This window comes from Bradyrhizobium manausense (assembly GCF_018131105.1).
Lineage (GTDB): Bacteria > Pseudomonadota > Alphaproteobacteria > Rhizobiales > Xanthobacteraceae > Bradyrhizobium > Bradyrhizobium manausense_B.
Genome location: NZ_JAFCJI010000001.1, coordinates 2,243,856 through 2,255,967, shown reverse-complemented (window position 1 = coordinate 2,255,967; position 12,112 = coordinate 2,243,856). Strand labels below are relative to the sequence as shown.

The window sequence follows — 12,112 nt, the reverse complement described above, 5'->3', positions numbered from 1 at the left end:
GACATGGCCGGCTTTGGCAGGTCAGTTATGACAGCCGGCATCAGCCAAGCGCGCCCGAATCGTCTATCGCGCATGAGCCACGGCAATTTTCTGGAAGTTGAGGGGTAGGCACGAATGAGTGCGTCCAGCCGCATGAAGATCATCATTCCCATGGTTTCGGCCATGTCCTTGCTGGCGTTATCAGCGCAAGCGCAGGACGCGGGTCCCCCAAGGCACGACGGTCATCCGCCGGGGCAGGGCGCCGGTGCGCCGCCCCAGAACATGCGCAAGGGCCCGCCGCCGCAGCAGGCAGGGCACCCCGCGCCACCGCCCGGTAGCCAGGCCCATATGGCTCCCGGTCCGCACGGTGCGGGAGGTCCGCCGCCCGGACGCAATTTCGCACGCGGCCCGGTGCCGACGCGCGACTGGGGCGGACACGCCTACCGCGGCAATCTCGCCTGGAACGGCGGACGCTGGCGCCACGAGGTTCACAACGGCCGCCCCGGCTGGTGGTGGGATGTTGGCGGCGTCTGGTATTATTATCCGCAGCGGATGGATGGTCCGCCCGCCTACATCTCCGAGGACTATATCGACGATGTGCCGGTGGCCTATGCTCCGCCCGGTCCGCCGGTCGCTTATGAACCGCCGCCGCCCCCACCGCCGCCCGCGGATCCCGGCGCCAGCGCGCTCGGCGGGGCTATCGTTGGCGGCGTGCTCGGCGGTCTGCTTTCCGGCAACGCCTCCGGTGCGGCCGCAGGTGCCGTGATCGGGGGCGCGACCGGCGCCATTGCCGGCGCCACGGCTGCGTCGCGCCCCGGCTACTATTTTGCCCAGGGCAATTGCTACTACCGCTATCCGAACGGCCAGTACGTGCAGGCCGATCCGCGCGCCTGCTACTGAAGCTCTCGAGCGAGAACCGACGCGAATAAGGCGGGCCCGGTGCCCGTCTCATTTGTGTCCACGCTTGTTCTGCGCGCTAGCTGACAAGCCAGGTCAGGAACGCCATCGCGGCCCAGACCAGGCCGCCGATCCAGGCTGTCATCACCAGGACGATGGCAGCGAGAAGGGCGAGACCGAACAGGTCGCTCTTGCGCGATGGTGTGTCGGCCTGTGCCGTGGCTTCTGCCTTGCGTGTCATGAGGAGACCAGCCATCCGTCCCGGGCCGCGTTCTTGTTGCGCGTGGAGTGATCTTTAGCGAATGCGTGGGAACTCGGCTGTGATGCAATTCACAGATCCGCCGGATTGAAGCGCTGCCCCCTTTGGGCTCGGCTCTTGCCGATTGAGGAAAATACGAAAAACCGGCGGGATGCCATTGGTATGCCGGTCGCGCGCTAATCCGTTGCGGTAATATCGTGAGGGAAACGTGCGCGCCTGTGCAACTTTGTCCACCGCAATCATACGGGCGAATTTGCCACGCATTTGTTCATATCAGCCGGCTAGAATTGGCCTCATGTGTACGACGTACGACCCACAGCATGAGGCTGAGGCAGCGATGAAGCGCGCAGCGGCGTCCGATGGCCCGGACCGGCAACGCCTCATCGAGCTGGCGCTGGCCTGGCATCAACTCGCCCGCGATCGTCGCGACGACGAGCGGAGAGACTGATCTCCTCCTGTGAGCAAGGCCCGCGCAATTCGGGCTTGTCGCCAGTCATGAGAAAGCCCCGTGCTTGGGGGAACAAGCAGGGGGCCCTTTAAAGCCGACCGGGCTGGCTGGTCGGCACCACTCTGTTTCGCCGCATCTAACGTGCCGGTCGTGACGTCCTTCCCATGTCGAGGCGCATCCTGTCGTGCGGCCGCGAACAATGTGCGCCGGATTGGACCAGGCTTGCATTGCCGAATGTGTGGACGGACTCGCTGGATGAAACGCCGCGTTGAGACGTGGGCCGCGTGGATTTTCCCGACTGCGATTCGCACGCCGCGAACGAAGTAGAGTCAGATCGTGAACAAGCGAAAATCCGGCCGAGTTGTAAGGATAGCAGGATGACTTGCTGACATACTTGAATCACTCAATCGCCAAGCAATGCTCCAAGACCGGTCCCTCTTGGTTGTGACGCGTCCAGGCCTGAACGGCGAAGGCGGGTTGGGGCTGAGCCATTACGACATCCACGATGGACGCGCGCGCCGTCTCGATGCGCTTCATGATCGCGGTTGCGTTGACGTCGACCACAGCATCGAGCGCCAGAAACGACATCGCAACGATCGCCACCACAAAGGCGATTCCCATTCTCATCAATTCGGCACGCGGCATTCAGATTCCTTCTGGGGCAAACCTCACCCGCCGCGCATAAATAGGACGCATCCCCTCTGTTCAAAGACCGGAGCAAGCCGACCCACGCGTTCGTGAAACACCATGGATTTGCGGGGGCGACGGTTGGCGTGCCAAGATGAACGCTGGCGTTCGCTCGATAAGACCGCGGCTTGGCGATCCCGGCAGGAATCGAACCTGCAACCCTCAGAGTAGAAATCTGATGCTCTATCCAGTTGAGCTACGGGACCGTCTGGGCCGCCCCGGGCTGGGGGCGGGCCGTTCGTATAGCATGCCAATATGAAAAATCTGGTCTTTCGCCAAGTCTGAACCGAACCGTTTTCCTCCGTGCCGCGACAAAGCGGAACGGTGGAGTGTCAGGGTGCCGGGTTGAGCGGCAGCGGACTGGACGACGGATCACGTCGCCGGCAACGCTGGCTAGCTTCCGGGACACGGTCGCCGGTCGACTGGTCCGGTATTGGCTGCGCCACAGGACGGCGTGCGCGGCGATAGCGCGATCGGTCTCCTCTGGGCGTGCCTTGCCATGGCGAATGCGACGTTTTGCACCTTTGGTTCCATCGCCTTGAGTCTGTCACCCTTTCCGCGCAGTTTAGCGCCGCCGCGGCGTTCGTCCGCGATTTCCGGGAGTCCCTTCATGATCGGGTTGGTCCGCGCCGTCACGTTCTGCGCCATGCTGGCGTTTGGCTTGAGTGCGGCGCACGCCGCCGACAAGGCGTTCAAGCGCGACGATCTTGCCGATTCCGCGATCAAGCTGGAGGCGCAGATCAAGAGCGAGGCGGGGCCCGTCGCCAAGACCAATGCGACGCTGAAGACGGACGCCGACGCCGCCTTCAGGCGCAACGACTACCGCACCGGGCTCTCGATCCTCGGCCAGATCGCCGCCACCACGCCGGAGGATGCCGGCAACTGGCTGCGTCTCGCCAAGGTCGTCTTCCAGATTACGCCGAAGAGCTCGAGCGAGCAGACCTTCCTGCTGGAACGCGCCTCGACCGCCGCCTACATCGCCTACATGCGCGCCGGCAATGCGGGCGAAGAGGCGGATGCGCTTGCCGTGCTCGGCAAGTCGCTATCGGAGCGCAAGCTGTGGCGGCCGGCACTGGATTCGCTGCGGCTGTCGCTCGACATGCGCGAGGTCGCCGACGTCCGCGGCGCCTACGAGAAGCTGCGTGACGAGCATGGTTTCCGGCTGCTCGATTATACCGTGGACTCGGATTCGGCGAGCCCGCGCGCCTGCTTCCAGTTCTCCGAGGAACTCGCCAAGCGGACCGATTTCGCGCCCTACCTGGCGCTGGCGGGCCAGGACAAGCCGGCGCTGTCGGCCGAGGGCAAGCAGCTCTGCGTCGACGGGCTGAAGCACGGCGAACGCTACAACGTCAATCTGCGCGCCGGCCTGCCGTCGACCGTGAAGGAAGGCCTGCCCAAATCGGCCGAGTTCAACATCTATGTGCGCGATCGCAAGCCGTTCGTGCGCTTCACCAGCCGCGCCTATGTGCTGCCGCGTACCGGGCAGCGTGGCATTCCCGTGGTCAGCGTCAATACGCCGGCGGTGAACATCAACGTTTACAGGATCGGCGATCGCAACCTGATCAATACGGTGGTCGACAGCGACTTCCAGAAGACGCTGTCGAAGTATCAACTCTCTGATCTCGGCGACGAGCGCGGCGTGAAGGTCTGGTCCGGCGAGCTCGCGACCGCAATGAACCTGAACCAGGACGTCATCACCGCTTTTCCGGTCGACCAGGCGCTGGGCGAGCTCCAGCCCGGCGTCTACGTGATGACGGCGGCGGCCAAAGGCCCCGGCAGCGACGATGATTACCAGCTCGCCACCCAATGGTTCATCGTCTCCGATCTCGGCGTCGCCGCCTATTCCGGCAATGACGGCATTCATGTCTTCGTCAATTCGCTGGCCTCCACCGATCCGGTCGGCAAAGCCGAGGTGCGGCTGGTCGCCCGCAACAACGAGATTTTGGCGACGCGCAAGACCGACGACGCCGGCCATGTGCTGTTCGAGGCGGGGCTCGCGCGCGGTGAGGGCGGCCTGTCGCCGGCCATGCTGACGGTCAACGGCGAGAAGGCCGACTACGCCTTCCTCAGCCTGAAGACGTCGGCCTTCGACCTCAGCGACCGTGGCGTCGCGGGCCGTGCAGTGCCTGCTGGCGCCGATGCCTTCGTCTACGCCGAGCGCGGCGTCTATCGCTCCAGCGAGACTGTCTACCTCACCGCGCTGCTCCGCGACGGGCAGGGCAACGCCGTCAACGGCGGGCCGCTGACGCTGGTGATCGAGCGCCCGGACGGCGTGGAATTCCGCCGCGCCGTATTGTCCGACCAGGGCGCCGGCGGCCGCACGCTCGCCGTGCCGCTCAACTCGGCCGTTCCGACAGGGACGTGGCGGGTACGCGCCTTCACCGATCCGAAGGGGACTTCCGTCGGTGAAACCACGTTCATGGTCGAGGATTACGTCCCTGACAGGATCGAATTCGATTTGTCCGCCAAGGACAAGGTGATCAAAGCTAACGCTCCTGTGGAGCTTAAGGCGGACGGTCATTTCCTCTACGGCGCGCCGGCCTCGGGCCTCAGCCTCGAAGGCGACATGCTGATTGCGCCGGCGAGCGAACGTCCGGGCTTTGCAGGCTACCAGTTCGGCGTCGACGACGAGCAGACCACCTCGAACGAACGCACGCCGCTCGAGAACCTGCCTGAAGCCGACGCGAACGGCGTGGCGACCTTCCCGGTGACGCTCGACAAGCAGCCGGCCTCGACGCGTCCGCAGGAAGCGCAGATCTTCGTCCGCATGGTCGAGACCGGCGGACGTGCCGTCGAGCGTAAGCTGGTCCTGCCGGTCGCGCCTGCGACCGCGTTGATTGGCATCAAGCCGCTGTTCGGCGACAAGAACGTCGCGGAAGGCGACAAGGCCGAGTTCGAAATCGTGTTCGTGTCGCCCGAGGGCAAGACCCTGGCCCGGGACGGCCTGCGCTACGAACTCCTGAAGATGGAGTCGCGCTACCAATGGTATCGCCAGAACAATTACTGGGAGTACGAGCCGGTCAAGTCGACCTCGCGTGTCGCCGACGGTGATGTCACCATCGCCGCCGACAAGCCGTCCCGCATCTCGCTGGCGCCGCGCCCCGGCCGTTACCGGCTGGATGTGAAGTCGAACGACGCAGACGGCCCGGTGACCTCGGTGCAGTTCGACGTCGGTTGGTATTCCGATGGCAGCGCCGACACCCCGGATCTCCTGGAAACCTCGATCGACAAGCCGCAATACTCCTCCAGCGACACCATGACTGTGTCGGTCAATGTCCGCACCGCCGGCAAGCTGACCGTCAACGTGGTCGGCGACCGCCTGCTGACGACGCAGACCATCGACGTCAAGGAAGGGACCGCGCAGGTGAAGCTCCCAGTCGGCAAGGACTGGGGCACCGGCGCGTATGTGGTGGCGACGCTCCGTCGCCCGCTCGATGCGGCCGCGCAGCGCATGCCGGGCCGCGCCATCGGCCTGAAGTGGTTCGGGATCGACAAGCAGGCCCGCACACTCCAGGTCAAGCTGACGCCGCCTGATCTGATCCGGCCGAACTCGATGCTGAAGATCCCGGTCAAGCTGGACGGGCTCAATCCCGGCGAGGACGCCAAAATCGTCGTCGCCGCGGTCGATGTCGGCATTCTCAATCTCACCAATTACAAGCCGCCGGCGCCGGATGATTATTATCTCGGCCAGCGCCAGTTGAGCGCAGAGATCCGCGATCTCTATGGGCAACTGATTGACGGCATGTCGGGCACGCGCGGCCAGATCAAATCCGGCGGCGACGCCGGCGCGGCCGAGTTACAGGGCTCGCCGCCCGCGCAGAAGCCGCTCGCGCTTTATTCCGGCATCGTCACGGTAGGGGCTGACGGCACGGCGGAAGTCAGCTTCGACATTCCGGAGTTCGCTGGAACGGCCCGCGTGATGGCAGTGGCGTGGACGGCCACCAAACTCGGCCGTGCCAATACCGACGTCGTGATCCGCGATCCCGTTGTGCTGACCACGACCCTGCCGCGCTTCCTGCTCAATGGCGACCATGGCACGGTCAATCTCGAACTCGACAATGTCGAGGGCCAGGCCGGCGACTACGTCATCAACGTGAAGACAAGCGGGCCGGTGAAGATGTCAGGCAATCCCGCCATCACGGTGAAGCTCGCCGCTAAGCAACGCAATTCGTTCGCGCTCGCGATCGACGCGACCGCGGCAGGACAAGCCACGCTCGACGTCGATATCAAGGGACCGAATGGTCTGACACTCGCGCGCCATTACGCGCTCGACGTCAAGGCGGCGACGCAGGTGCTGGCGCGCCGCTCGATCCGGACGCTGGCAAAGGGCGAAAGCCTGACGCTGACCTCGGACATGTTCTCCGATCTCGTGCCCGGTACCGGCAGCGTCTCGGTTTCGGCCAGCCTGTCCACCGCGCTCGATGCGGCGACCATCCTGAAGGCGCTCGACCGCTATCCCTATGGCTGCTCGGAACAGATCACGAGCCGCGCCATGCCGCTGCTCTATGTCAACGATCTCGCGGCCGGGGCGCATCTCGCCATGGACACCGGGGTTGACCAGCGCATCCGCGATGCCATCGAGCGACTTCTGGCCCGTCAGGGCTCCAACGGCTCGTTCGGCCTGTGGTCGGCCGGCGGCGACGATGCCTGGCTCGATGCTTACGTGACGGACTTCCTCACCCGTGCCCGCGAAAAGGGCTTTGTGGTGCCGGACATTCTGTTCAAGAACGCGCTCGACCGTATCAGAAACTCCGTCGTCAACGGCAATGAGCCGGAGAAGGACGGCGGTCGCGATCTCGCCTACGGCCTCTACGTCCTCGCCCGCAACGGCGCCGCGCCGATCGGTGATCTCCGCTATCTCGCCGATACCAAACTGAACAACCTGGCGACGCCGATCGCCAAGTCTCAGCTCGCGGCGGCGCTCGCTCTGGTGGGGGACCGCAACCGCGCGGAACGGGTCTATGGCGCAGCGCTCGACAGCCTCGCGCCAAAGCCGGTGCTGGAGTTCGGCCGCACTGACTACGGCTCGCAGCTTCGCGACGCCGCAGCACTCGTCTCGCTCGCGAGCGAAGGCAACGCGCCCAAGGCGACGCTGACGCAAGCCGTGGCACGGGTCGAGACCGCGCGCGGGCTCACGCCGCACACCTCCACGCAGGAGAATGCGTGGTTGGTGCTGGCGGCGCGGGCGCTCGCCAAGGAGAACCTCTCGATCGAGGTCGACGGCCAGGCGATCAAGACTGCGGTCTATCGCAGCTACAAGGCGGATACGCTCAGCGGCAAGCCGCTGAAGATCACCAACACCGGCGATGCGCCGGTGCAGGCGGTGGTCTCGGTGTCCGGCTCGCCGGTCACGCCGGAGCCGGCTGCGTCGAACGGCTTCAAGATCGAGCGGAATTATTTCACGCTCGACGGCAAGCCGGCCGATATCAGCAAGGTCAAGCAGAACGATCGCTACGCCGTGGTGTTGAAGATCACCGAGGCGAAGCCGGAATTCGGCCACATCATGGTGTCCGATTATCTGCCGGCGGGTCTGGAGATCGACAACCCGAAGCTGGTGTCGTCGGGCGACAGCGGCACGCTGGACTGGATCGAGGACGGCGCGGAGCCCAAGGATACCGAGTTCCGCGATGACCGCTTCACGGCGGCCGTGGACCGGGCCTCGGACTCCAAGGCGATCTTCACCGTCGCCTATGTCGTGCGCGTCGTCTCGCCCGGCAAATACGTGCTGCCGCAGGCCTATGTCGAGGACATGTACAATCCCTCGCGCTATGGTCGCACTGGCACGGGCAATGTCGAGGTGCGGGCAGCGAAGTGAGTGATTGGATGACTGGCGTCCCGAACGAGCCGCAATCTCCGTCGCCATGCCCGGGCAAAAGCGCGAAGCGCGTCTTCGCGCAGATGTCCCGGGCATCCACGGACTTTGGTGCTGGGGGCAAGAACGTGGATGGCCGGGACAGGCCCGGCCATGACGGAGCGAGGGGCGGGGGGCATCGCCTTCTCTCAATCTTCGCGCTCGCGGTCATCCTCGTCGTCATCGGCTTCGTCGGATGGGTCTATTCACTCGGCCCGCTGCCGCTCGACCAGGCGCGCCGGGTCTCGACCTCGGTGGTCGACCGCAATGGAAAACTGCTGCGCGCCTACGCCATGGCGGACGGGCGCTGGCGGCTGCCGGTCGACGCCAAGGCAAATGTCGATCCAACCTACCTGAAGCTGCTGTTCGCCTACGAGGACCAGCGCTTCTACGCCCATGACGGCATCGATCCGCTGGCGCTGGGCCGCGCAGCGCTGCAGCTCTCGACACGCGGCCACATCGTGTCGGGCGGTTCGACCATCTCCATGCAGCTCGCACGGCTGATGGAGCCGCGGCGGCAGCGCTCGCTCTACGCCAAACTGCATCAAATCGTCCGCGCGATCGAGCTCGAGCGGGCGCTGAGCAAGGACGAGATCCTCAACCTCTATCTTGCGCTCGCGCCCTACGGCGGCAATCTCGAAGGCATCCGCGCCGCCTCCATCGCCTATCTCGGCAAGGAGCCGAAGCGGCTGTCGCTTGCGGAAGCAGCGCTGCTGGTCGCGCTGCCGCAATCGCCGGAGACACGCAGGCTCGACCGCTATCCTGATGCCGCCCGCAAGGCGCGCGATCGCGTGCTCGACCGGATGGTCGAGGAGCATGTGGTCGGCGTCGACGATGCAGCGCAGGCGAAAGCCGTGCCGGTGCCCAAGCTGCGCAAGCCGATGCCTATCCTGGCGCCGCACGCCTCCGACAGCGCGCTGGCCACGGTCAAGGACGCGCCTGTCATCAAGCTGACGCTGGATTCCAATCTCCAGAAGGTGCTGGAGCCCTTGGCGCGCGACCGCGCCACAGCGCTGGGGCCGAACATCTCGGTCGGCATCATCGTGATCGACAATGAGAGCGGCGACGTACTCGCCCGCGTCGGCTCGGCCGATTATTTCGACGACAGCCGGGCAGGTCAGGTCGACATGACCCGCGCCCTCCGCTCGCCGGGCTCGACGCTGAAACCGTTCATCTATGGCCTCGCCTTCGAGGACGGCTTTGTTCACCCTGACAGTCTGATCGACGACCGCCCGGTCCGCTTCGGCTCCTACGCGCCGGAAAATTTTGACATGACGTTCCAGGGCACGGTGCCGGTGAAGAAGGCGCTGCAACTCTCGCTGAACGTGCCGGCCATCGTGCTGCTCGACCGCGTCGGCTCGAGCCGGCTGGCCTCGCGGCTGCGGCAGGCCGGCGGCAATCTCGTGCTGCCCAAGGATGAGGCACCGGGGCTTGCGATGGGCCTTGGCGGCGTCGGGGTGACACTGCAGGACCTTGCGCAGCTCTATACGGGCTTCGCCCGGCTCGGCACCACCAGGCCGTTACGCGAGGTCATGGCCGACAAGGATGATCGCGAGCCGCTCCGGCTGCTGGATCCTGTCGCAGCCTGGCAGGTCGGCAACGTGCTCCTGGGAACTCCGCCGCCGGAGAACGCGGCCCGTAACCGCATCGCCTTCAAGACCGGTACCTCCTACGGCTATCGCGACGCCTGGTCGGTCGGGTTCGACGGCCGGATGACGATCGGCGTCTGGGTCGGCCGGCCCGATGGCGCGCCGGTTCCCGGTCTGATCGGTCGCATCGCCGCGGCGCCCATCCTGTTCGACGCGTTTGCACGGACCGGGAAGACGCTGGTCCCGTTGCCGAAGCCGCCCAAGGGAACCCTGGTGGCCAACAACGCGAAGTTGCCGTTGCCGCTGAGGCGGTTCCGTCCCCTCGGGGAACTCGTCCGGACTGGCGGCGAGCAGGCGCTCCACATACAGTTCCCGCTTAACGGCTCCCGGATCGATGTCGATCGTTCGGGCGGAGCCGAGGTGGCCGCGATGCCCGTCAAGGTCGCCGGTGGGGTGTTGCCGATGACCGTCATGGTCAACGGGACGGCACTCGGCGAGATCGACGGACGGCGCCAGCGCCTGATCGATCCACCCGGGCCGGGCTTTGCACGGCTGACCGTGGTCGACGCTACGGGCGCCGCGGACACAGTTGTCATTCGAATTCAATGAGCGTGCCTTAAGCGGTTGTGGCGATGGCGGTTTCAGCGTAAGCGGAACCAATGGCCGAGACCTACCCAACTCCCCGTTTTGGAGCGCCCCGAGAGCCGAAAACGCCCGTGAATCCGGGTAGCCGGCTCGTGCTGATGCTCGACTTCGTCACTGCCAGCCACGCGCGTGCCGTGAGCTTCCTGGTGCTGTGCGCGCTGCTGCTGTTCCTGCCCGGCTTCTTCACCATCCCGCCGGTCGACCGTGACGAAGCGCGCTTTGCGCAGGCCACCAAGCAGATGGTCGAGAGCGGCGACTATGTCGACATTCGCTTCCAGGAGGACGTGCGCTACAAGAAGCCGGTCGGCATCTACTGGTTGCAATCCGCGGCTGTTGAAGTCGCGACGGCGCTGAAACTGCCGAAGGCCGAGTTGCGGATCTGGGTCTATCGGCTTCCCTCCCTGTTCGGCGCGATCGGCGCAGTGCTGATGACCTATTGGGCGGCGCTCGGCTTCGTCACCCGGCGCGCGGCGGCCCTTGCCGCGCTGCTGATGTCCGCCTCGGTGCTGCTCGGTGTCGAGGCGCGTCTGGCCAAGACCGACGCCGTGCTGTTGTTCTGCGTGGTCGCCGCAATGGGAGCGATGGCGCGGGCCTATTTGTCGTGGCAGCGCGCCGAGCACGAGACGCGTCCGCCGTGGAGCTGGCCCGCAATCTTCTGGACCGCGCTCGCGGTGGGCATCCTGATCAAGGGCCCGCTGATCCTGATGTTTGCAGGACTGACCATCATCGCGCTCGCGATCCAGGACCGCGATTCCTCATGGCTGTGGCGCTTGCGTCCCGTCTGGGGCCTGATGTGGATGCTGGTGCTGGTGCTGCCATGGTTCGTCGCGATCTTCTGGCGCGCGGGCGATGCCTTCTTCGCCGACTCCGTCGGTGGCGACATGCTGAGCAAACTCAGCGCACAGGAATCCCATGGTGCACCGCCCGGACTGTACCTGGCGCTGTTCTGGATCACCTTCTGGCCGGGCGCGCCGCTGGCAGCGATGGCGGCGCCTGCGGTGTGGCGGGCGCGGCGCGAACCCGGCGCGCAATTTCTGCTGGCCTGGCTGATCCCGTCCTGGATCGTGTTCGAGGCGGTGCTGACAAAACTGCCGCATTACGTGCTGCCGCTCTATCCGGCGATCGCGATCCTCACCGCCGGCGCGCTGGAGCGGAACGTGCTGTCGCGCTCCTGGCTGGCACGCGGCTCGGCCTGGTGGTTCGCAATCCCAGCGGCGGCCTCGATCATCGCCGTGGTCGGCGCCGTGATACTGACGCGGCAACCGGCGTTCGTCGCCTGGCCCTTCATCGCGGCCTCGCTGATCTTCGGCCTGTTCGCCTGGTGGCTGTTCGACACCAACCGCGCCGAGCGTTCGGTGCTCAACGCGCTGGTTGCGGCGTTGATGCTGGCAGTGGTGGTCTACGGCATCGTGCTGCCGTCGCTGACGCCGTTGTTTCCGAGCATCGAGGTGGCGCGCGCGCTGCGCAACGTGACCTGCGTCGGGCCCAAAGCGGCCTCGGCCGGCTATGCCGAGCCGAGCCTCGTGTTCCTGACGGGCACCCAGACGTTGCTGACTGACGGGTCCGGCGCCGCCGATTTCCTCAGGCAGGGCAGCTGCCGGTTCGCGCTGATCGAGCAGCGCTCGGAACGAAGCTTCGTGCAGCGCGCCGAGGCGATCGGGCTGCGCTACAAGGTCGGCGCGCGCATCGACGGCTATAATTTCTCGCAAGGACGCGCGATCTCGATCTCGATTTTCCGCTCCGAGGGCACCGAGTAG

The 12,112-nt window shown here is 65.6% G+C and carries 6 protein-coding genes and 1 tRNA gene; 4 read left to right on the top strand and 3 right to left on the bottom strand.

Annotated features, from left to right (window positions below; genetic code table 11):
• Nucleotides 1-114: 114 nt before the first annotated feature.
• Nucleotides 115-879 carry a hypothetical protein gene (locus JQ631_RS10560; protein ID WP_212326014.1) on the top strand — a complete coding sequence of 255 codons (765 nt, stop codon included), beginning with the start codon at nucleotides 115-117 and terminating at the stop codon, nucleotides 877-879.
• A gap of 76 nt (nucleotides 880-955) precedes the next feature.
• On the opposite strand, the gene JQ631_RS10555 is transcribed toward JQ631_RS10560, so the two are convergent.
• The 3 genes from JQ631_RS10555 to JQ631_RS10545 all read right to left on the bottom strand — a co-directional run bounded on the left by JQ631_RS10555 (nucleotide 956) and on the right by JQ631_RS10545 (nucleotide 2,476).
• The gene (locus JQ631_RS10555; RefSeq protein WP_212326013.1) at nucleotides 956-1,117 is read right to left on the bottom strand and encodes a hypothetical protein; all 162 of its coding nucleotides are present in this window, start codon (nucleotides 1,115-1,117) and stop codon (nucleotides 956-958) included.
• Nucleotides 1,118-1,982: 865 nt separating this feature from the next.
• Nucleotides 1,983-2,228: a hypothetical protein gene (locus tag JQ631_RS10550; RefSeq protein ID WP_212326012.1), complete on the bottom strand. Its 246-nt coding sequence runs from the start codon at nucleotides 2,226-2,228 to the stop codon at nucleotides 1,983-1,985.
• Nucleotides 2,229-2,399: 171 nt separating this feature from the next.
• Nucleotides 2,400-2,476, bottom strand: a tRNA-Arg gene (locus JQ631_RS10545).
• Nucleotides 2,477-2,880: 404 nt separating this feature from the next.
• On the opposite strand from JQ631_RS10545, the gene JQ631_RS10540 reads away from it, so the two are divergent.
• The 3 genes from JQ631_RS10540 (at nucleotide 2,881) to JQ631_RS10530 (ending at nucleotide 12,112) form a co-directional block, all read left to right on the top strand.
• The gene (locus JQ631_RS10540; RefSeq protein WP_212326011.1) at nucleotides 2,881-8,085 is read left to right on the top strand and encodes an alpha-2-macroglobulin family protein; all 5,205 of its coding nucleotides are present in this window, start codon (nucleotides 2,881-2,883) and stop codon (nucleotides 8,083-8,085) included.
• 83 nt (nucleotides 8,086-8,168) lie between these two features.
• On the top strand, nucleotides 8,169-10,319 hold the full coding sequence (pbpC, locus tag JQ631_RS10535) for a penicillin-binding protein 1C (RefSeq protein WP_249160245.1): 2,151 nt from the start codon (nucleotides 8,169-8,171) through the stop codon (nucleotides 10,317-10,319).
• A gap of 50 nt (nucleotides 10,320-10,369) precedes the next feature.
• Entirely contained in the window at nucleotides 10,370-12,112 is a 1,743-nt protein-coding gene (locus JQ631_RS10530; RefSeq protein WP_212326008.1) for an ArnT family glycosyltransferase, read from the top strand.

What these genes read in the sequence shown, in the direction of transcription:
- JQ631_RS10550 (WP_212326012.1), bottom strand. Translation starts at nt 2,228, where the DNA reads ATGCCGCGTGCCGAATTGATGAGAATGGGAATCGCCTTTGTGGTGGCG.
- JQ631_RS10560 (WP_212326014.1), top strand. Translation starts at nt 115, where the DNA reads ATGAGTGCGTCCAGCCGCATGAAGATCATCATTCCCATGGTTTCGGCC.
- pbpC (WP_249160245.1), top strand. Translation starts at nt 8,169, where the DNA reads ATGTCCCGGGCATCCACGGACTTTGGTGCTGGGGGCAAGAACGTGGAT.
- JQ631_RS10530 (WP_212326008.1), top strand. Translation starts at nt 10,370, where the DNA reads ATGGCCGAGACCTACCCAACTCCCCGTTTTGGAGCGCCCCGAGAGCCG.
- JQ631_RS10555 (WP_212326013.1), bottom strand. Translation starts at nt 1,117, where the DNA reads ATGACACGCAAGGCAGAAGCCACGGCACAGGCCGACACACCATCGCGC.
- JQ631_RS10540 (WP_212326011.1), top strand. Translation starts at nt 2,881, where the DNA reads ATGATCGGGTTGGTCCGCGCCGTCACGTTCTGCGCCATGCTGGCGTTT.